General features: G+C 59.0%; 12 protein-coding genes and 1 riboswitch. All 12 genes read right to left on the reverse strand.

Annotated features, from left to right (window positions below; genetic code table 11):
* Window positions 1-33 precede the first annotated feature (33 nt).
* A complete protein-coding gene (gene rpoB / locus ACS1BR_RS03600) occupies window positions 34-3,546 on the reverse strand; it encodes a DNA-directed RNA polymerase subunit beta (protein ID WP_463560322.1) in 3,513 nt (1,170 codons plus the stop codon).
* A 401-nt stretch (window positions 3,547-3,947) separates the two neighbouring features.
* Window positions 3,948-4,754 (reverse strand): hypothetical protein, encoded by an 807-nt coding sequence (locus ACS1BR_RS03605; protein WP_463560111.1) that lies wholly within the window; start codon window positions 4,752-4,754, stop codon window positions 3,948-3,950.
* Window positions 4,751-5,623, reverse strand: coding sequence for an ABC transporter ATP-binding protein (locus tag ACS1BR_RS03610; RefSeq protein ID WP_463560112.1), 873 nt, complete (start codon window positions 5,621-5,623; stop codon window positions 4,751-4,753). Before ACS1BR_RS03610 ends, ACS1BR_RS03605 begins: the two co-directional genes overlap by 4 nt.
* A gap of 78 nt (window positions 5,624-5,701) precedes the next feature.
* Entirely contained in the window at window positions 5,702-7,177 is a 1,476-nt protein-coding gene (locus ACS1BR_RS03615) for an L-serine ammonia-lyase (protein ID WP_463560113.1), read from the reverse strand.
* 109 nt (window positions 7,178-7,286) lie between these two features.
* On the reverse strand, window positions 7,287-8,405 hold the full coding sequence (gene gcvT, locus ACS1BR_RS03620; protein WP_463560114.1) for a glycine cleavage system aminomethyltransferase GcvT: 1,119 nt from the start codon (window positions 8,403-8,405) through the stop codon (window positions 7,287-7,289).
* 17 nt (window positions 8,406-8,422) lie between these two features.
* Window positions 8,423-11,266, reverse strand: a complete 2,844-nt coding sequence (gcvP, locus tag ACS1BR_RS03625) for an aminomethyl-transferring glycine dehydrogenase (RefSeq protein WP_463560115.1) — start codon at window positions 11,264-11,266, stop codon at window positions 8,423-8,425.
* A gap of 161 nt (window positions 11,267-11,427) precedes the next feature.
* A riboswitch (glycine riboswitch) is annotated at window positions 11,428-11,535 on the reverse strand.
* A gap of 95 nt (window positions 11,536-11,630) precedes the next feature.
* A complete protein-coding gene (locus ACS1BR_RS03630; protein WP_463560116.1) occupies window positions 11,631-12,839 on the reverse strand; it encodes an MFS transporter in 1,209 nt (402 codons plus the stop codon).
* Between the two features lie 39 nt (window positions 12,840-12,878).
* Window positions 12,879-13,649, reverse strand: coding sequence for a respiratory nitrate reductase subunit gamma (gene narI / locus ACS1BR_RS03635; RefSeq protein WP_463560117.1), 771 nt, complete (start codon window positions 13,647-13,649; stop codon window positions 12,879-12,881).
* On the reverse strand, window positions 13,646-14,389 hold the full coding sequence (gene narJ, locus ACS1BR_RS03640; RefSeq protein WP_463560118.1) for a nitrate reductase molybdenum cofactor assembly chaperone: 744 nt from the start codon (window positions 14,387-14,389) through the stop codon (window positions 13,646-13,648). The genes narI and narJ overlap by 4 nt, the downstream gene beginning before the upstream one ends.
* Window positions 14,389-16,026 (reverse strand): nitrate reductase subunit beta, encoded by a 1,638-nt coding sequence (gene narH, locus ACS1BR_RS03645; protein WP_463560119.1) that lies wholly within the window; start codon window positions 16,024-16,026, stop codon window positions 14,389-14,391. Before narH ends, narJ begins: the two co-directional genes overlap by 1 nt.
* Window positions 16,026-19,781: a nitrate reductase subunit alpha gene (locus ACS1BR_RS03650; RefSeq protein ID WP_463560120.1), complete on the reverse strand. Its 3,756-nt coding sequence runs from the start codon at window positions 19,779-19,781 to the stop codon at window positions 16,026-16,028. Before ACS1BR_RS03650 ends, narH begins: the two co-directional genes overlap by 1 nt.
* 84 nt (window positions 19,782-19,865) lie before the next feature.
* A complete protein-coding gene (locus ACS1BR_RS03655) occupies window positions 19,866-21,068 on the reverse strand; it encodes a ThiF family adenylyltransferase (protein ID WP_463560121.1) in 1,203 nt (400 codons plus the stop codon).
* Window positions 21,069-21,097 lie beyond the last annotated feature (29 nt).

Consider the following 21,097-nt stretch of genomic DNA (forward strand, 5'->3'; position numbering starts at 1 on the left):
AAAGACTAATTCGTTGGTGATAGTGGTGAAGTCTTAGACCTCTTCAACAGAGCTGGGCTCTGCGTGTGAGAGGTCGATTCCCAAATCGTCGGCTGCACGGAAACCTTCGTCATCGGCATCGCGCATCTCGATGGCCTTGCCCTCCGTTGAGAGAACCTCAACGTTAAGGCACAGCGACTGCATCTCTTTGATAAGCACCTTGAAAGACTCAGGAACACCCGGCTCGGGGATGTTATCGCCCTTCACGATCGCCTCGTAGACCTTGACACGCCCGTGGACATCGTCAGACTTGACGGTCAGGATCTCCTGCAGTGTGTAAGCGGCACCGTATGCCTCCAGGGCCCACACCTCCATCTCACCGAAACGCTGGCCACCAAACTGTGCCTTACCGCCCAGCGGCTGCTGGGTGATCATGGAGTAGGGGCCGGTGGAACGGGCGTGGATCTTATCGTCCACCAGGTGGTGCAGCTTCAGAATGTACTGGTAGCCCACAGAGACCGGCTCGGGGAAAGGCTCACCGGAGCGGCCGTCCAGCAGACGCGCCTTACCCGACCGGTTGATGAGACGGTCACCGTCACGGTTGGGGTTGGAGTGGTCCAGCAGATCAAAGAGCTCATCTTCACCGGCACCGTCGAACACCGGGGTTGCCACCCGGGTGGGGCCGGTCTCCTTGGGGAAGTTGGGCAGCTTGTCCAGCCAAGCCGGGTTGCCCTCAATCTTCCAGCCCTGCTTGGCAAGCCAGCCGGTATGAACCTCAAGCACCTGACCAATGTTCATACGGCCGGGAACACCCAGCGGGTTCAGGATCACGTCAACGGGGGTGCCGTCTTCCATGAAGGGCATGTCCTCAACGGGCAGGATCTTGGTGATCACGCCCTTGTTACCGTGGCGGCCGGCCAGTTTATCGCCGACGGTGATCTTACGCTTCTGTGCCACATAGACACGCACCAGCTGGTTAACACCGCTGGGCAGATCTTCCTCATCGGTATCGCGGTCAAAGATACGGACACCGATCACGGTGCCGGACTCGCCGTGGGGCACCTTGAGGGAAGTGTCACGAACCTCGCGGGACTTCTCACCGAAGATCGCCCGAAGCAGACGCTCCTCCGGGGTCAGCTCGGTCTCTCCCTTGGGCGTAACCTTACCCACCAGAATGTCGCCGGACTCAACCTCGGCACCGATGTGAATGATACCGCGCTCGTCGAGAGCCGACAGCACCTCGTCAGATACGTTGGGGATGTCGCGGGTGATCTCCTCGGCGCCCAGCTTGGTATCGCGGGCATCGATCTCGTGCTCCTCAATGTGGATAGAGGTGAGCACATCGTCAGAGATCATGCGCTGGGAAAGAATAATGCCGTCTTCAAAGTTGAAGCCCTCCCAGGACATGTAGGCCACCAGCAGGTTCTTACCCAGGGCCAGCTCTCCCCGATCGGTTGAGGGCCCATCGGCAATCAGCCCCTGGGCCTCTACGCGGTCCCCCACCCGCACAACCACGCGGTGGTTGTAGCAGTTACCGGGGTTGGAGCGCTGGAACTTGAGGATCGGGTAGGAGGAAGTGGTGCCGTCGTCGTTGCGCACGATCACCAGATCGGCCGACACCTCGGAGACCACACCCGCCTTCTTGGCAAGCACGGAGTCACCGGAATCGATCGCCGCATACCGTTCCATGCCGGTACCCACCACCGGCGCCTCAGACATGAGCAGCGGCACAGCCTGACGCTGCATGTTAGCGCCCATGAGCGCGCGGTTGGCATCGTCGTGTTCCAGGTAGGGGATCAGCGCGGTTGCCACGGACACCATCTGGCGGGGTGAGACGTCCATAAATTCTACGTCGAGCGGGTCAACCAGCTCGGCCTCGCCCGAGCCGTCGCCGGCACGGCAGAGCACCGACTCCTCAGCAAAACGCATCTGATCGGTCAGCGGGGCGTTAGCCTGCGCGATCACCGCACCCTTTTCGTCATCGGCGGTCAGGTAGACAACCGTGTCGGTAACCTTGCCGTTCTCCACCTTCCGGTAGGGGGTCTCGATAAAGCCGAAGGGGTTGATGCGGGCGTAGGTTGCCAGCGAACCGATCAAACCAATGTTAGGACCCTCAGGGGTCTCAATGGGGCACATACGACCGTAGTGGGAGGGGTGCACGTCGCGCACCTCCATGCCCGCGCGGTCGCGCGAAAGACCGCCGGGGCCCAGGGCAGACAGGCGGCGCTTGTGGGTCAGGCCCGCCAGCGGGTTATTCTGATCCATAAACTGCGATAGCTGCGAGGTCCCAAAAAACTCTTTGATCGAGGCGACAACGGGCCGGATATTGATCAGGGTCTGAGGGGTAATCGCCTCAACGTCCTGGGTGGTCATCCGCTCACGCACCACCCGCTCCATGCGGGAGAGGCCGGTGCGGATCTGGTTTTCAATCAGCTCGCCCACCGCGCGAATGCGGCGGTTCCCAAAATGATCGATGTCGTCGGTGTCAACCCTAAGCTCAATCTCCCGGCCATCGCGCACACCCTTAACCGTGCTACCTCCGGCGTGCAGGGTCACCAGGTAGCGGATCATGGCCGCGATGTCGTCCTGGGAGAGGACCATAGCCGAGGGGTCGTCAAGGGGCATGTCGGTGCCCAGCTTGCGGTTGATCTTGTAGCGGCCCACCTTAGCCAGGTCGTAGCGTTTGGGGGTGAAGTACATGTTGTCGAGCAGGTTCTGGGCCGCGTCGATCGTGGGGGGCTCGCCGGGGCGCAGTTTGCGGTAGATATCGAGCAGGGCCTCGTCACGGGTCTGCACGGTATCTTTGTCCAGGGTCGCGCGGATAGAGTCGAATTCGCCGAATTCTTCGAGAATCTTTGCTTCGGTCCAGCCCAGCGCCTTCAGCAGCACGGTCACCGACTGCTTGCGCTTGCGGTCCAGGCGCACACCCACCTGGTCGCGCTTATCGATTTCAAGCTCAAACCAGGCCCCGCGTGAGGGGATAATGCGCGCCGAATAGATGTCCTTATCAGAGGTACGATCCGGGGCTTTTTCAAAATAGGCGCCGGGAGAACGCACCAGCTGGGAAACCACGACACGCTCGGTACCGTTGATCACAAAGGTACCCGACTCTGTCATCAGCGGGAAGTCGCCCATGAACACGGTCTGCTGCTTGATCTCGCCGGTGTTATTGTTCATGAATTCTGCCTTCACGTACAGCGGGGCAGCATAGGTCGCATCGCGGTCCTTGCACTCTTCCACACTGTATTTGGGGTCGGCAAATTCTGGTTCGGAGAAGGACAGGGACATCGCGCCCTGAAAATCTTCGATCGGTGAGATTTCTTCAAAGATTTCGGCTAGACCGGAGACGGTCTGCACCGAGGTGTCCCCCGTTTCCTGTGCGCGGGCCACTCGTTCGGCCCAGCGCTCGTTGCCCACCAGGCGGTCAAAGCTGTTGGTTTGGAGGGCCAGAAGATCGGGGACCTTTAGCGGCTCAGAAATTTTCGCGAATGAAATACGGCTGGCTGAACCGTCGGGGTTCACGGGGCCGTTAGCGGCTTCGTTGTTAGAGGTGCTCGAGGCGACCAAGTTGGATCCTTCCACAGACCTTTTTATTCCTACCCGCCACCCCGCCACAGCGAGAAAAGACGAGTTCAAGTTCTAGGACCCCGGCGCGCAAAACACCGTATACGGCAGAGTGGTCGGTTGCTGGGGTAGAAGACGAACTGTTTTTTCTGGCTCTGTATCACCCATGCCCACCGCTATATGAAGGCACTCAGGTTAGGGATAGCGCAAATATTCATAGTACGCCAAACACAACAGGATGTCTATACCCTCTCCCAAGATCTTTTGCAAGCTCCTGCGTGCAAAGCTACCGCAGCCATTACCGCGGTGTATTCCCGGACCGGATGAGAGCGCACTGAGCCGGTATATCCCGCATGCTCAGCCGCTCTCACAAGGGGCGCACCGATCTGGGCCGGACAATCCCCCTAAAGGTTGAGGTCTTTTCGACGGAAGCGCAGCACAGAGAATACCGCGACCAGGGCTGCCACCGCCATGAGTATCACCACGGTGAGCGCAAGAGCACCCGGATCATCGCGGAACCCCTCCACGTCGTAGAGGCTAAAGACGGTGGCGTACCGTAGCCATGTCACATCGGGGGCAAGTCCTCGAGCAATGTGAATGAAATACTCAATGACCACCAGCGAAGAGGTCCAGGCTAGGGCTGTGGTGCCGGACTTGGTCATCATCCGTATCAGAAAGCAGGTAGTACCCAGTAGCGCAAAAATCGACAGGAGCAGGAGATTGAGCACAAGGATACCCTCCCAGTCGACGTCTCCATCGGCGAACATGAGGTGACCTATGGCGGCAAAGAGCACCGAGCTGACGGTTACGATGACGAGGGCCCCCACGAAGATCAGCATCTGGGTCACCAGGTAGGAGACACGCGAGGTGCGCCCGCTGAGAAAGTAGCCGAGTGAGGTGGAGTCAATCGGTATAGAGGCCAGGCGGTAGGCGAGCAGGACCACGAAGGCCATGAGAAACATGATGTGCAGGGAGTTGTAGTAGTTGGCGCTGAGGAAGCCGAAATATTCGGTCTGGTCCGAGACAACTCCTAGTGCGTCGCGGAGCTCGGGCGGAAGGGCACCGACCATGCCGGTGAACGCTGCATTTGTTGACAGCGATGGAAAAAGCCACGCCAGGGAGAGAATCATGCAGCCGATCAGGGCCACAAAGATCGAGACGAGTGAGAGGTTTGTTTTTGTGCCGTACTTGAGTACCGGGGTGCTAATCATTTGGTTTGTCCTCCGTATGCATTCCAGAAATATTCGCGAAGCTCGACCCGTCGGGTCTCAATCTTTTTCACCCCTGCACGCGAAAGCTCCCCCAGCAAGGGGGCTATATTATCACCGAGCGGGAAATCGAGTTCTTGAGCGCTCACGGCGGTGGCGTGTGCATCAAAGATGCTCGGATCCACGGGATAGTCAAATTGTGCGCGAAGTGTCCGATCCAGTTGGGCTTCTAGGCTGGGCATAGACTGCGAAGCCACGAGACGGCCCTCGCGGATAATCGTAATAGAGTCTGCTACGGCCTCCACTTCCTCGAAGATGTGGGAGGACAGCAGTATCGTTTTGCCGTTCTTTTTTTCCTCTTCGAGCAGGGATATCAGGGTGTCCTGCATCAGCGGGTCTAGGCCGCTGCTCGGTTCGTCCAGGATCAGCACTGCGGGGTCGCCCATGAAAGCCGCGACCAGTGCCAGTTTCTGTTTTGTACCTTTCGACATGGCCTTGATGGGTGTCGTCATATCTAGCTGGAAGCGTCGCACGAGATCGGTCCGTAACGAGTGAACGGTATCCCGGCGGACTTCACCGAGCAGGTCGAGGAATGTTCCGGCCGAAATTCCGGAGGGAAACGCTATTTCACCGGGGATAAAACCTAGCGACCGTTTGGCGTCGATAGGTTCGCTCCAGCAGTCAAAATTATTGATGGTGGCTCGTCCCTCGTCCGGCCGAATAAAACCGAGTAGGTGACGAATTGTTGTCGACTTACCGGCACCGTTGGGGCCGATAAATCCCATGACCTCACCCTGTCCGACACTCAAGTCGAGATCAAATACTCCCTTGGTGGAATTGAACTTCTTAGTGAGTCCTTCAACCTCAATCATTATTTTCCTTATCTGTTGTCCATTTCGCCCCATTCCAGGTCGATGACGCGTGCAACTTCACGTACGTGGTGCGTGCCCCTAACACTCCACCACGTTAACCGCCAAACCGCCCATGGAGGTTTCCTTGTAGCGGTGGCTCATGTCGGCACCGGTCTGCCGCATGGTCTCTATCACCTGGTCAAGCGATACCCGGTGTTCGCCGTCGCCGCGCAGCGCCATCTTAGCGGCGTTAATAGCCTTAGCGGCGGCCATGGCGTTGCGCTCAATGCAGGGGATCTGTACCAGCCCACCCACCGGGTCGCAGGTCAGCCCCAGATTGTGCTCCATCGCAATTTCAGCCGCGTTTTCCACCTGCTCGTTTGAACCTCCCATCACCTGGGCCAGGCCGGCCGCGGCCATTGAGGCTGCCGTGCCCACCTCTCCTTGACAGCCGACTTCCGCCCCGGAGATCGAGGCACGTTTCTTGTAGAGGGCACCCACGGCCGCGGCCGCAAGGAAGAAATCAATAACTGTTTGCTCCCGCCTTACCTGCCCGCAGTGGCGGATTCCCGGCAGATAGTTCATAGCGTAGTGCAGCACCGCGGGAATAATACCCGAGGCCCCGTTGGTGGGTGCGGTAACAATTCTGCCGCCAAAAGCGTTTTCTTCGTTGACAGCCAGAGCAATAAGGTTGACCCAGTCCATCCAAAATTCCTGAGATTTATTGGGGTCTTCGCGCAGAAGACTGCGGTGCCACTCGCCGGCACGGCAGCGCACCTTGAGCGGGCCCGGTAAATACCCCACCCGCGACAGCGAGGAACCTATACACTCCTTCATGACCGCGCGAATAGCCAGAATCCCCTCCCGCACCTGCTGCTCGCTGCGGGCCGATAGCTCGTTGCTCATTTTCAGCTCGGCAATACTCAGCCCGGCATCATTCGCCATGGTCAGCAGCTCCTCACCAGACCCAAAAGGATAGGGGGCCTCACCCAGTCCGCCTGACTCTGCACCGTCTTCATTTTCTTCGACCACAAAACCGCCGCCAATAGAAAAATAGGTGCGGCAGAGGAGTTGCTCGTCCCCCTCCCAGGCAAAAAACCTCATACCGTTGGTGTGCCGCTCCAGCACGGTGAGCGGGCGCAAGCTGATATCTTCCTCCCGGTAACACACGGTGGGGCCGCTGACGAACCCGCCCGGCTCCGTTTCCGAGTTCACGGTGCGGGACCGGTAGCCGGCCAGGGGCAGGGTACCGTCCACAGAGTTACGGGCTATCAGCTGCTCGGCCTCGGCAATATTGATAGTCTCAGGTACACAGCCGGCCAGCCCCTTCAATGCCGCGGTCATGGTGCCGTGCCCTCGGCCCGTGGCAGCCAGTGATCCAAAAAGGTCAAGGTGCACGCGGGTCACCCGCCCCAGCAGATCGCTGTCGATCAGCTCGGTCACAAAACGGTTAGCCGCGCGCATCGGCCCCACCGTGTGTGAGGACGAGGGGCCCACCCCGATAGAGAAGAGTTCAAAAATTGAGATGTCATAGTCGAGGGCTTCAGCCCGACTCTGTCCGGTACCGATATCCATAGTTTTCTCCGTGTGCTCGCTGCGGCTGTCTTCTGTCTGGCCCTTATAAAAATGGCCCGAACACCGCCGCACGGGTATATGTTCGGGCCATTGACGCAAATTATGGGCTCTACCTATCGCGCCGGTAGAAAGGCAGATCTACAATCATAAAGGGTGCCACCCTACCGCGGATATCCACATTCACGCTCTCCCCCACGGTAGCGTGCTCGGTGGCGAGCAGAGCCATAGCGATGGGGTAGCCCAGGGTGGGCGAGGGAATACCCGAGGTAATCTCACCGATCTTTGCACCGGCTTCATCCACCAGCGCGGAGCCCGCCCGGCCCGGACGCTTACCCAGGGCTCTGAGACCCACCAGGGTGCGGGCAGGGGCCTGCCCGGCACGCCGGGCCAGGGCTTCTCTACCCACAAAGTCGGCGGCCTTCTTGGTCAGGGCAATATCAACCAGCCTCCCCATACCGGACTCAAACGGACTGATGTCAAGACCCAGCTCCTGCCCGTAGAGGGGCATGCCCGCCTCCAACCGCAGGGAATCACGAGCAGCCAAACCTGCCGGGATCGCCCCGTGTTTGGCACCGCGCGCAGCAGCTAAGGCCCAGAGCTTTTCAGCATCCTCATTGGCAACATAAATTTCGAAACCGTCCTCACCGGTGTACCCGGTGCGGGCCAGCAAAGCCTCAATATCACCGAAGCGAATCGGGGCGGCAGCGTAGTAGCCCATGGAGGTAATGGCCTCGGGGTCGGAGGGTTCCATGTCGAGCAAGATAGCTTCTGAGGCCGGGCCCTGTACCGCAACCAGAGAAGTTGCGGCGGTCTCATCGGTCAGGTTAACATCAAATCCCCCGGTCCGGGCGCCCATGGCTTCATAGTCGGCAGCCACGTTGGCGGCGTTGGGGATCACCAAAAACTCCTCCTCACCCAGCCGATAAGTAATGAGGTCGTCGATCACACCGCCATCTTCGGACAGCAGCAGAGAATACTTGGCTTTGCCCACCCTGAGGATAGACATGTTGGACAGCAGAGCATAGTCCAGGAACGCACCGGCGTCGGGGCCGGTGACCCGGAATTCCCCCATGTGGGAGAGGTCGAACAGGCCGGCGGCAGAGCGCACGGCCCGATGCTCCTCAACATCGTTGGTGTATTTGAGGGGCATATCCCAGCCGCCAAAATCGGTGAAGGCGGCGCCCAGCTCGGCGTGGACCCGGTAGAGAGCAGTTTTCTGGGGTGACATAGGGTTACCTTTCTGGCCTAGGCGCTGTGAATTTCAATATCGAAAGCCTCCATGGGAGGGCACTCGCAGACAAAATTACGGTCCCCGCCCACCCCGTCGATCCGGCCCACGGGGGTGAAGTACTTGTTCAGCCGCAGTTCATGGACGGGGTAGGCTGCCTGGGAGCGCGGATAAGGTCGGCTCCACTCGTCGGCGGAAACAACCTCGGCGGTATGCGGGGCATTGCGCAGCACGGATTCCTCCGCGCTGACCTTACCGTCGATAACCTCCTGAATCTCTGCATAGATATGGGTCATGGCCTCGATAAAACGGTCCAGCTCGGCCAAAGACTCGCTCTCGGTGGGCTCAACCATGAGAGTACCGGGCACGGGGAAAGCCAGGGTGGGGGCATGGAAGCCGTAGTCCATAAGGCGTTTGCAGACATCCTCGGCGGTAATCCCGGATGCGGCGGTCAGCTCGCGCAGGTCAAGAATACACTCGTGGGCAACCAAACCGGTCTCCCCGGCGTAGAGTACCGGGTAGAGAGATCCCAGCTTCTTGGCAATATAGTTGGCCGAGAGGATAGCGACCTCAGAAGAGGACCGCAAACCTTCTGCACCGGTCATGGCGATATACATCCAGGAGATGGGCAGCACCCCGGCTGACCCGAACATGGCCTGGGAAATGGGTAGGGGTGCATCCGCCAGTTGACCCGCCGAATCCGCCTCAAAACCGTTACCCGGCAGGTACTTTTCAAGGTGGGCACCCACCGCGACGGGGCCAACACCGGGGCCACCACCACCGTGGGGAATAGCGAAAGTCTTGTGCAGATTCAGATGGGAAACATCCCCACCGAAGTTGCCCGGTTGGGCCGAACCCATCTGGGCGTTCAGGTTGGCGCCGTCAACGTACACCTGTCCCCCGGCCTCATGAACCAGCTGGCAGACCTCAACAACCTGTTCCTCAAAGACACCGTGGGTGGAAGGGTAGGTAATCATAATGCCGGCAATGGTGTCCCCGTATTTCTCAATCTTGGCCTTGAGGTCCTCAACATTGATCGATCCGTCTGGGGCAGTAGCAACACCGGCCACAGAAAGCCCGGCCAGTGCCGCCGAGGCCGCATTGGTGCCGTGAGCACTCAGGGGTATGAGCATCACCGTGCGCTGGGACTGGCCCTGTTCCCGGTGGTAGGCGCGAATAGCGCGCAGGCCCGTATATTCGCCGGAAGCCCCCGAGTTGGGTTGCAACGATATTGCGTCGTATCCGGTAATTTTCACCAACCAGTCTGACAGCTCATTGATCAGTGCCAGCCAGCCAGCTGCCTGGTCCCGCGGAACCAGGGGGTGGATACCGGCAAATTCTGGCCAGGAGATCGGCTCCATCTCAGCGGCCGCATTGAGCTTCATGGTGCACGAGCCCAGCGGGATCATGGTGCGGTCCAGAGCCAGATCCCTATCTGAGAGGGAGCGCAGATAGCGCATCATGGCGGTCTCAGAACGGTGAATATGAAAGACCGGATGCTGCATATAGCTATCGGTGCGAAGCAGAGCCTCGGGCAGCCCGTACACATCGGTCTCCCCCAGTGTGCCTCCCAGGGCGGCGACCAGGGCCCCCAGCACCTCATCGGTGTGGGACTCACCCACGGAGATAGAGATACGGTCGGCGGAGAGACGGCGAATATTCACGCCGGCTTCCAGGGCCCGAGCAACCAGCTCATCGGCTCTGCCGGGGGCCTCAAAAACAACGGTGTCGAAGAAGGTCTCGTGGACAAGGTTGAGGCCCGCCTCGGTGAGAGCGGACGCAACCCTAGCAGCATTGTTGTGCAGGCGGTTTGCTATAGCCCGCAAACCCTCCCGGCCGTGGTAGACAGCGTAGGCGCCGGCAACAATGGCCAGCAGGGCTTGAGCCGTACAGATATTGCTGGTGGCCTTCTCACGGCGAATATGCTGCTCACGGGTCTGCAGGGCCAGCCGGTAAGCGGGTCTGCCGGAGGCATCGGTGGAGACACCCACCAGACGGCCCGGCAGGTTTCGTTCCATCCCCTGAGCAACAGCCATAAAGGCCGCGTGAGGGCCACCGTACCAGAACGGCAGGCCAAAACGCTGGGAGGAACCAACAACAACATCGGCACCCTGGTGGCCGGGTGCGGTCAGCAGGGTCTGAGCTAGCAGATCGGCGATAACGGTCACCAGGGCACCGCGCTCTTTAGCTTCCCTCATGAGCGGCTCGATATCGCGCACCTCACCGTCGTGGCCGGGGTTGGAGAGAATCACACCGTAGAGGTCGCCCTCGGGCAGACCGTCCTCAAAGTCGGTGACAACAAAGGGGATCCCCAGGGCTTCAGCGCGGCCGCGCACCACCGCCAGGGTCTGCGGTAGGGCGCGGGCATCAATGGCAAAGAAGCCGTTTTTGATCCTGCGGTTGGCCCGGTACATCATGACAGCGGCTTCGGCTACGGCGGTCGCCTCGTCGAGGAGGGAAGCGTTGGCGATGGGCAACCCGGTCAGCTCCATCACGGTGTTTTGAAAATTCAGCAGCGCTTCAAGGCGGCCCTGAGAAATCTCGGGCTGGTAGGGGGTGTAGGAGGTATACCAGCCGGGGTTCTCCAGAATATTACGGCGTAGTACCGGCGGGGTCACGGTGTCATAGTAGCCGGCACCGATCATCTGGGCCAGCACCGTATTTTGGGCCGCGTATCCCGCTAGTTTTTTCTGCGCTGCCTCTTCGGAGAGCGGCGCAGGAAGGTTAAGATCACCGTCCATGCGGATGGTGGCGGGGACAACCTCGTCGATCAGGGCACCCAGGCTACTGTAGCCCAGTGTCGAAAGCATAATCTCTTGGTCGGTAGGGCCGGGGCCAAGGTGGCGGTCGATGAATGACATGGTAAAACTCCTGGTCAAATCAGCCCGAGCGCTCGGGTGTGAGCCTCCCCGCTCTGTTGGTGACCTGAGAGTTTTAGCCCCGGCCCGGTACGGTGTGAGATGGTGCACCGGGATCGGAGTTTGCCCCTTCGGTGGAGTGCATAGACCCCTCTTCAGAGTGCCTACACTGTACGGTACTTTTGCCTGAGAGTTTCACGGAGAGGGTTTGCTCCTTCGGCGCCGTGTTCGGGGCCGCAAGCCCCGAACACGGTCTCTCCCGTACAGCCTAAGCGGCTATTTAGTAACACTATAAAGTTTGCCACATCACATATGGCCGGCGCTACTTTACGCGCTGGGGGTGGACAACCCGTACCAGCCGCCAATTTTAGGGCCTACCCCCGTTTTTGATCACCAGTGAGATACCCAGGGCTACGAGGGCCGTAATCATCAGCGCAATCTGCGCCCAGAAATAGTGGCCATTCGCACCATAGACTGCACCCATGACCAGCGGTGGGAAATATCCTCCCAGACCGCCGGCAGCAGAAACCAGACCGCCCACGGTACCGGTTGATTCAGGTCGGGCAGCCCGGCCCACCCAGCCAAAGACCGTACCTGTACCGAATCCGATGAACACCGCCATCACGATGAAAAGGGTGTAGTAAAATGCCGGCGACGTAAACTGCTGAGCAATCAGAAGGGATAGCACAGCAATAGCGGCAAACATGAGCAGAGTCACAGAACGGGGGCCCAGTTTGTCAGCGGCAATACCACCGAAGGGGCGGGCAATCACCGCACAGGCGGCAAACATGGCGGCAAAGGTACCCGCGGCAACACCGTCAAAATCATAGACATTGCCCATGTAAGTGGGTAGATAGTTGGAGAAAGCCACAAAGGCACCAAACACCACACCGTAGATAAAGCACAGCTGCCAGGTAGAAATATCTTTCATGGCCTGTAGAATCTTGGGCACGATCGGCTCCGGGGTCTTGCCCTTAGTCACCGGCGAATCCTTAAGGAAGAACCACACCACTGCGGCGTAAGCCAGAGCGATACAGGCAACAATCACGTGAGTCTGGAAATATCCAAAAGCCTCTACCAGGCGCGGGTTGAAGAAGGCAGCCACCGCGGTGCCAATCATACCCATACCAAAAATACCCGTGGCCAATCCCTTACGGTGGGGTTCATACCAGGCAGCCGAAAAAGGAATACCTATGGCAAAGACGGCACCACCAATACCCAGAAAAAATGCCGCAACAAGCAAAAGACCGTAGTTACCGGTCTGGCCAACCAGCCCAGTCACAAGCACCATACTTCCCGTAAATAGAAGCATGATCGTGAACATAATCCGCCCGCCAAAACGATCGGTGAGGGCACCGACCGGAATACGAGCAAGCGAACCCACAATTACCGGCATAGCAATCAGCACCGAAAGCTGCCCCGGAGACAGGTCAAACGCTCCCTTGTAGTAAGACTTGGCGAGCGGGCCGATCATGGTCCACCCCCAAAAACCGATCGTGGAGGCCAGGGTGGCCATAATAACGTAGACAAGCTGCCCCTTAAGCTTGGGGTCGCGCTCAGCTGTATTTACACTCATGTTTTCTCAATCTGATAGCTAATAATGTGCGATAGAAGTTTACTGTCTACTCACCGGCCTGCGCTCCGAGCTGCTGTCGGGGCTGCCCACAGGGGCCCAGCCGCGGCGCCGTCCGGGTGCCTCGCCACCGCGTGACCGGTAGACAATATAGGGTCGGAACAGGTAGTGGAAAGGTGCGGTAAAAGCGTGCACCAGGCGGGTGAAGGGCCAGAGGGCAAAGAGAGCAAAGGCAAAGAGGATGTGAATCTTAAACTCAATCGGCACATCGTGCATGAGCTCCACCCGAGGCTGGAAAATAAAGAGGGACCTAAACCAGGGCGAAATATCCTCCCGATAATTGTGGCCGTGGTGCCCCTGGAAGGCGCTGATCACCGTCACCGCCATACCGCAGACAATCACCGCCATCAGGAAGATGTACATGATCTTATCGTTCCAGGTGGTTGCCGCAAAGACCGACTTATTTGTGCGGCGACGGAAAACCATCACGATTAAACCCAGCAAGGTGGCAATACCAAAGGGAATACCCATCACCAGGGCACCACCAATATGGTACATATCTTCGGTAACACCAACCGCCTCGGTCCAGGACTGCGGAATCATAAGACCCACCACGTGGCCGGCAAAAACACCCAGCAGACCGTAGTGGAAGACCGGTGAGGCAATCTTGAGAATTTTTGACTCATACAGTTGCGACGACCTGGTGGTCCAACCGAACTGATCATAGCGATAGCGCCAAATGGTTCCACCAACCAGAATGACCACCACCACGTAAGGTAGCACACCCCACAGGAAAATATCGAGCAAACTCACGGGGTACTCCTCTCGGAATTGTGTAGAAGGGGTAGAAGTCTGGGATCTGAGCTACTCAGACCAACCTGTTCACTCGGCGGCCCAAAACCGGCGAGCCTTTGGATTTCTTGAACGTCTTCGGCTGACTCGCCGGGCAGGGTGTCGCAGATACACTGCACCAGCCCGTAGAAGGCAAGGCCATCGTCGCGCAGAGCGAGCCGCAGCATCTCCAGGGAGGGCCGGTATGCCTGTAGGGCTGCCCGCCCGGCCTTCCGGTCAACCAGGGCGGCGAACTCAAGCACCAGGGGAAGGTGGTCGGGCAGCTCCCCTTTGAGGTCGGTGAGCATACCCGAGTCACGGTACATCCTCTTGAAACGGGCTAGCGCCTCACCCCTGCGCCGGGTGTCTCCCTCGGTCCAGTAGGAGAGGTGGAGGGCGTGCCTGCGGGACAGGTCGTACTCCTGCACATACTCACCGGCCACCACCGACAGGGGCGCTGATTCATACCAGCGCTGCACCGCCCGAACCGCCTCAAGAAAATCCGGGTTGTCAATCTGACCAGCCAGGTCAAGCAGTTCGGGGAAGGACTCGTAGACCTGCGTGTCCGGGTAGCGCATCAGAACCGATGAAACCTGATAGATCACCGAGTCAGCCTCTTCACCGGCGCCCCAGTCAAAATCAAAGGGGTCACCGCCAGCCCGATCCTCACCGCCGGGGCTAGCCGCCGGCTTGGCCAGCAGTTTTGAAAAGAAACCAGCCACTAGCGCACCCTGTCCGTACCCGACGTGTTAGGAAAGAGAGCATCGGGGCGGGTCTTGCCGTCCCACATAAAGATATTCACTTTACCGTCTTCACGCGCCGTATTGGCGTAGGAACCGGCGGCCACGGGGACCGGGCGCTCACCGGTGCCGGAGAAGGCATCGTCGTAAAGCATACCGGGTCCGCCCTCGGTATCGAGCGAGCAGCCGATCTCCTCAAGGTTATGGGCCTCTTCCATATGAGCCGTGGGAATCACGTAGCGCTCATCGTACTTAGAAATTGCCATAAGCCGGTACATCTCGTAGATCTCTTCACCGGTCATACCCACAGACTTGGCGATCTCCTCGCTGCCCACCCCACCCAGGGTGATATCTCGCATGTAGGCGCGCATAGCGGCGAGCTTCTTGAGCACATCCACCACGATCCCGGTGTCACCGGCCGTGAAAAGCTCCGCCAGGTACTCCACCGGAATACGCAGAGAATCTATAGCACCAAAGAGATTATCTTTCGACTCGGCATCGTGGCCCTGTTCCTTGAGCAGGTCGATAATGGGCGACAGCGGGGGAACATACCAGACCATGGGCATGGTGCGGTATTCGGGGTGCAGGGGCAGAGCGATCTTCCACTCTTTCGCCAGCTTATAAACGGGCGACTTCTGCGCGGCCTCAATCCAGGACTGGGCGATGCCGTCCCTCTTGGCAGCCCTGATCACCTCGGGGTCAAAGGGGTCAAGCATAATATCAAGCTGAGCCTGATACAGCTCTTTCTCATCGGCAACCGAGGCAGCCTCACTGACACGGTCGGCATCGTAGAGGAAAATCCCGATATAGCGCATACGCCCCACACACGTCTCGGCGCAGACAGTCGGAATACCGTGCTCAACCCTCGGGTAACAGAAAGTACATTTCTCGGCTTTACCGGACTTGTGGTTGAAGTAAATCTTCTTGTAGGGGCAACCGGTAATGCACTGGCGCCAACCGCGGCAGCGGTCCTGGTCAACCAGCACAATGCCGTCTTCGGACCGCTTGTAGATAGCACCCGACGGGCAGGAGGCCATACAGGAGGGGTTCAGGCAGTGCTCGCAGATTCGCGGCAGGTAGAACATGAAGGTTTTCTCAAACTCAAATTTGATTTTCTCTTCCGATTCCTGGCGGATCTTCTGCACAATCGGATCTTGGTCACCTGTCACATAGGTGCCGCCAAGGTCGTCGTCCCAGTTAGCGGACCAGTCGATGGCTGTATCTTCACCGGTGATGAGCGACTTGGGCTTTGCCACCGGAAAATCGTCGCCCAGCGGGGCATTGACCAGGTTCTGGTAGTCATAGGTCCAGGGCTCGTAGTAGTCACTCAGCTGCGGCTGCACCGGGGAAGCAAAAATAGTAAAGAGCTTCTTAAAGCGGTTACCCGCTTTAAGCTCCAGACGGCCGCGCCGGTTGAGCGTCCACCCGCCCTTCCACTGTTCCTGGTCTTCGTAGCGGCGGGGATACCCCAGACCGGGGCGGGTTTCAACGTTGTTGAACCACACGTACTCGGTGCCGGCCCTGTTAGTCCATGCCTGTTTACAGGTTACCGAACAGGTGTGGCAGCCCAGGCACTTATCCAGCGCCATAATCATAGAAACTTGAGCCATAACTCGCATTAGTAAGAAACCTCCTGCTTGCGACGGCGGATAACCGAGACAATATCGCGCTGGTTACCGGTGGGACCTAGATAGTTGAAGGCGTAAGCCAGGTGGGCATAGCCACCGATGAGGTGGGTGGGCTTCACCAGGATTCGCGTCACCGAGTTGTGAATACCGCCGCGTCTGCCGGTTGCCTCGGTCTTGGGTATATCGACCAGACGTTCCTGAGCATGGTGAACATACACCACGCCCTCGGGCATACGGTGGGACACCACCGCGCGGCCCACAAAAACGCCGTTGTTGTTAATGCACTCGATCCAATCGTTGTCTTTGACACCGATCTTTGCCGCATCTGCCGGTGACATCCAGGCGTGGGAGCCACCGCGAGACAGGGACAGCATGTAGAGGTTGTCATGGTAGGAGGAGTGGATTGCCCACTTGTTGTGCGGGGTCATGTAGCGCACCGAAATGGTGACCTCGTCGTGCTGCTCCCCCAGTTTGGGGGCACCGAACAGCTGGTTCATATCCAGCGGTGGCCGGTAGACGGGCAGCTGTTCACCCATTTCGGACATCCAGTCGTGATCCAGGAAGAAGTGCATACGACCGGTGAGAGTGTGGAAGGGTTTGAGCTGCTCGGTGTTGAGTGTAAAGGGGGCGTAGCGGCGACCGCCGGTCTCCGACCCCGACCACTCGTGGGAGGTAAAGACCGGGCAGGGCCGATCCTGGGTGTCGCGGAAGTTAATGCGCTTCTCCTCGTTGCCCTCGGCAAGATGCAAGAACTTTTTGCCCACCCGTTTCTCCAGCTGACGGAAACCTTTCACCGCCACCGGGCCGTTAGAAGTGCCCGAGAGCGCCAGGATGGTCTCGCACAGCTTCCAGTCGGTGTCGAGAGCGGGAAGGCCCTCGCCCTTGCCGGAGTTCATAACACCGTTTTCTTTGGCCAGCATAGCCAGCTCATCATTGACATCAACGGTCACCGCTTTCACGGTGGTGCCCAGCGTCGAAAGGAGGGGGCCCACCGAGGTGTACATGTCGTAGAGAGCCGGGTAGTCGCGCTCCACCAGGGCAAAAACCGGCATGTTTTTGCCGGGCACGCCCTTTTCTCCGGTGTTCTTCCAGTCCGGGGCGGAGCCACCGGGCTGGGCAATCTGGCCGGGAGTATCGTGCTGAAGCGGCACCGAGACCAGGTCTTTTCGAGCGGGCAGGTGCTTAGCGGCCAGCCGCGAGAAAATCCAGGCCAGTTCTTTGAAGGTCTGGTGGTCGGTCTTGGTTTCCCAGGGCGGGTCAATAGCCGGGGTAAAAGCGTGGATATAGGGGTGCATATCCGTTGAAGATATATCGTATTTCTCGTACCAGGTGGCTGCGGGAAACACGACATCCGACGACAGGGTGGAGGAGGTCATCCGAAAATCCGCGGTCACCAGGAGGTCCAGCTTCCCCTGCGGTGCGTTGTCATACCACTTCACCTCTTTGGGTTTTGAGGCGGTGGCGTCCTCACCCATCACATTGTTGTGGGTTCCCAAAAGATGCTTGAGGAAATACTCTTCGCCCTTGGCCGACGAACCCAGCAGGTTGTTGCGCCAGAGCATGAGCGTGCGGGGCCAGTTCACCGGGTTGTCGATGTCTTCGACCGCGAACTGGGTTTTACCGCTGTTAATTTTTTGCGCCACGTAGTCTGCCGGTGAGGAGGCCGTACCAGCGGCCACCGCGGCTTCGGCTTCCTCCGCCAGCAGGGTGGGGTTTTCGCTAAACTGCGGGTACATGGGCATCCACCCCATACGGGTGGTGCGAGCCACGATATCCGCGGTATGTACGTCTTTCAACTCGCCCTTGGCCAGCGGTGACTGGAGGTAGTCGGTCGAATAGCCGTCCTGACGCCACTGGTCGGTGTGCATGTACCAGAAGGAGGTTCCCGCCTGGGTGCGCGGGGGCCTATTCCAGTCCAGGGCGTTGGCCATGTGCGACCAGCCGGTGATGGGACGGGCTTTCTCCTGACCCACATAGTGTGCCCAGCCGCCGCCGTTACGGCCCTCGCAACCGCACATGTGAAGGAGTGCGAGAATGGAACGGTAGGTGGCATCGCCGTGGTACCACTGGCAGATACCGGCGCCCATAATAATCATGGTGCGCCCGCCCGAGTCGATAGAGTTCTTAGCGAACTCGCGGGCTACGCGGATAACGGCCTCGGCGGGAACGGAGGTAATCTCTTCCTGCCAGGCGGGGGTGTACTGCACCTGCTGGTCCTCAAAATCGCGGGCAAAGCGGCCGGGAAGGTTGAGCTGGGGGCGGTCGACACCGTACTGGGCCAGCATCAGGTCAAAGACTGTGCACACCTCCATACCCTCAACCGTCACGGTGGGAACACCGCGAGTCACAACCTGACCGGAACCGTTAGGGGTATCGAAGGCCGGCATCTTTATTTCGGAAACCCCGGTGGCACCTCCGGGAATATCCGCCACCGACAGGGCGGGTTTAACACCCTCAAGGTCAAGGTTCCACTTGCCCATGTCCTGCTCGTTATAGCGGTGCCCCATCTGTCCGTTGGGAATAACCACCTCGCCGTTGCGGCGGTCAAGCAGAGCGGATTTAAAGCCGGGGTCGGCCAGATCGGCGCCCTGCTTTAGGTCAGCGGCTTTGACAAATTTGTGGGGTACCTTGTCACCGTTGGGGCGGGTTTCCAGCCGCACCAGGAAGGGGAAGTCGGTGAAGGTGGTGGTGTAGTCTTCAAAGTATTCCACCCGCCGGTCCACAAAATTCTCTTTGAGGATCACGTGCCCCATGGCCATGGCCAGCGCGGCGTCAGTTCCGGGCTGTGCCGGCAGCCACTCATCGGCAAACTTGGTGTTATCTGCGTAATCCGGTGAAACCGAGACAACCTTGGTGCCGCGGTAGCGAACCTCTGCCACCCAGTGGGCATCGGGGGTGCGGGTGACCGGAATGTTAGAACCCCACATCACCAGATAGGTGGCATCCCACCAGTCACCGGATTCGCGCACATCGGTTTGGTCTCCGTAAACCTGGGGAGAGGCAACCGGCAGGTCGGCGTACCAGTCGTAGAAGGAGGTCATCACGCCTCCCAAAAGCTCAATATAGCGGGACCCCGAAGCATGCGACATCATAGACTTGGCGGGGATCGGTGAGAAACCGATATTGCGGTCCGGACCGTACTCGCTAATGGTGTGGATCTGCGCGGAGGCCACTATTTCCAGGGCCTCCGTCCAGGTAGCGCGCACCAGACCGCCCTTACCGCGGGCACGCACGTAGCTATCGCGTTTGGCCGGGTCGCTCACAATAGACTTCCAGGCCAGCACCGGGTCTCCCCCGTGGATAGCTTTTGCCTCGCGGAACATATCAAGCAGCGGACCGCGCACATAGGGGTATTTCACCCTGGTGGGAGAATAGGTATACCAGGAGAAAGCCGCGCCACGGGGGCAACCGCGCGGTTCGTACTCGGGGCGGTCGGGCCCAACCGTGGGATAGTCGGTCGCCTGTGCCTCCCAGGTGATAACGCCGTCTTTGACGTAGACCTGCCAGGAACAGGAGCCGGTGCAGTTCACGCCGTGGGTAGAGCGTACCACCTTGTCATGGCTCCAACGGTCACGATAGAAGACGTCTCCGCGGCGGCCACCCTGGCGAAAGACTGCACGGCCATCGTCTGTTTCGTCCCAGCGTGAGAAGAACTTTCCGAATTTGATGAGCTGGTCAGTGAAGGGGCCGTCTGGGCCTTCGCTTTCGGAGCCGCCCATCCCCCGTGTTTGTGATGTCTGAGTCATGTACAAAATCTTACCGATTATTCGGCATAAAAAATACCAAATAAAAATATGCGCTAATTATTTTTAATCTCGGGAAGACATAATTTAATCCAGAGTTTCCCCTAGCCAGCCAGATATTCCGTCGGTGACCCGGTAAATAGTTCCCCACCCGGTCTCCCGTAAAATTTGCGCGGCCCGCGCCGCCCTCGGCCCACCCGAACAGTAAATCACTAAGGTTTTATTATTGCGACGGGAGATACTGTCAATCACACCCTTAAGGTCGTCGGAACTTTTCTGGCTCTCCAGTGTGCTCAGAGGGATATTGACCGCCCCGGGGATTGCCAGTGCGGCGAACTCTGCAGGCTCTCGAATATCGACAAGCAAGGCCCGGTTCCCAAGCTCCAACCGCTGAAAATCAGCAAAAGTACACTCGATAACATCGCCACCGGCACCGGTAGCCGGCAAAGCGGTCTCCCGGCTACGGGCACCACCGGAAAAATCAGCCTGCGGTGCATCAGACTCCATCGCATCTCCCCCGGGCTCGGAACTCCCCGCGGGTTCAGTGACCGGGTTGGCCGCCCGCAACGGTACGTACTCCCAGCGTCCCTCAAGTGCCGAGTAGCAGGCAAGCTCACCCATCAAAGGCCGCCCCATACCGGCCACCACCTTCACCGCCTCCATCGCCATCGAGGTTCCCACCACTCCGGCCATAGCACCGATAACCCCGGCGGTGGCACAGGTGGGCACACTGCCCTCAGCAGGCTGATACGGATAGAGGTCTTCATAGACCGGTCCCCCCCTCCCGGCCCAAAAAACACTCATTTGCGCATCAAAGCCCAATATTGCGCCCCAAATATGGGGTATGCCCGCCCGTGCACAGGCGGCCGAGACCAGGTAGCGGGTGGCAAAGTTGTCGCTACCGTCAATAACCGCCGTGACTCCCGCAAACAAACGGTCAACATTATCTTCACACAGACGTTCCCGCACGCTGGTGATGGTCACGGTGGGGTTGAGCGAGCGCACGGCCGCAGCGGCCGTTTCAGCCTTAGAATTGCCCAGGGCCGCATAGGTGTGAATAATCTGCCGGTGGAGGTTTGAGACTTCCACCGAGTCGTCGTCAACCACCGTAATGTGCCCGATTCCAGCACCCGCCAGGTAGAGCAGGGCCGGTGCCCCCAGCCCCCCGGCACCCACCACCAGCAGGTGCGAATTCTTTAGTTTTTGCTGCCCCCGGATCCCCAGCTCGGGCAGGAGCATCTGCCGCCCGTAGAGCTTATATTCGAGGGGGCTAAAGGTTTTGTCTGCCACAGATTTTCTGCTTTCATCCGGTTGCAAAG

It is taken from the genome of Rothia sp. 18CD1-1 (genome assembly GCF_055285355.1).

Excerpts from the sequence above, each read along its gene's own strand:
- ACS1BR_RS03650 (WP_463560120.1), bottom strand. The coding sequence starts at position 19,781 with ATGACTCAGACATCACAAACACGGGGGATGGGCGGCTCCGAAAGCGAA.
- narH (WP_463560119.1), bottom strand. The coding sequence starts at position 16,026 with ATGCGAGTTATGGCTCAAGTTTCTATGATTATGGCGCTGGATAAGTGC.
- ACS1BR_RS03610 (WP_463560112.1), bottom strand. The coding sequence starts at position 5,623 with ATGATTGAGGTTGAAGGACTCACTAAGAAGTTCAATTCCACCAAGGGA.
- gcvP (WP_463560115.1), bottom strand. The coding sequence starts at position 11,266 with ATGTCATTCATCGACCGCCACCTTGGCCCCGGCCCTACCGACCAAGAG.
- ACS1BR_RS03630 (WP_463560116.1), bottom strand. The coding sequence starts at position 12,839 with ATGAGTGTAAATACAGCTGAGCGCGACCCCAAGCTTAAGGGGCAGCTT.
- ACS1BR_RS03605 (WP_463560111.1), bottom strand. The coding sequence starts at position 4,754 with ATGATTAGCACCCCGGTACTCAAGTACGGCACAAAAACAAACCTCTCA.
- ACS1BR_RS03615 (WP_463560113.1), bottom strand. The coding sequence starts at position 7,177 with ATGGATATCGGTACCGGACAGAGTCGGGCTGAAGCCCTCGACTATGAC.
- gcvT (WP_463560114.1), bottom strand. The coding sequence starts at position 8,405 with ATGTCACCCCAGAAAACTGCTCTCTACCGGGTCCACGCCGAGCTGGGC.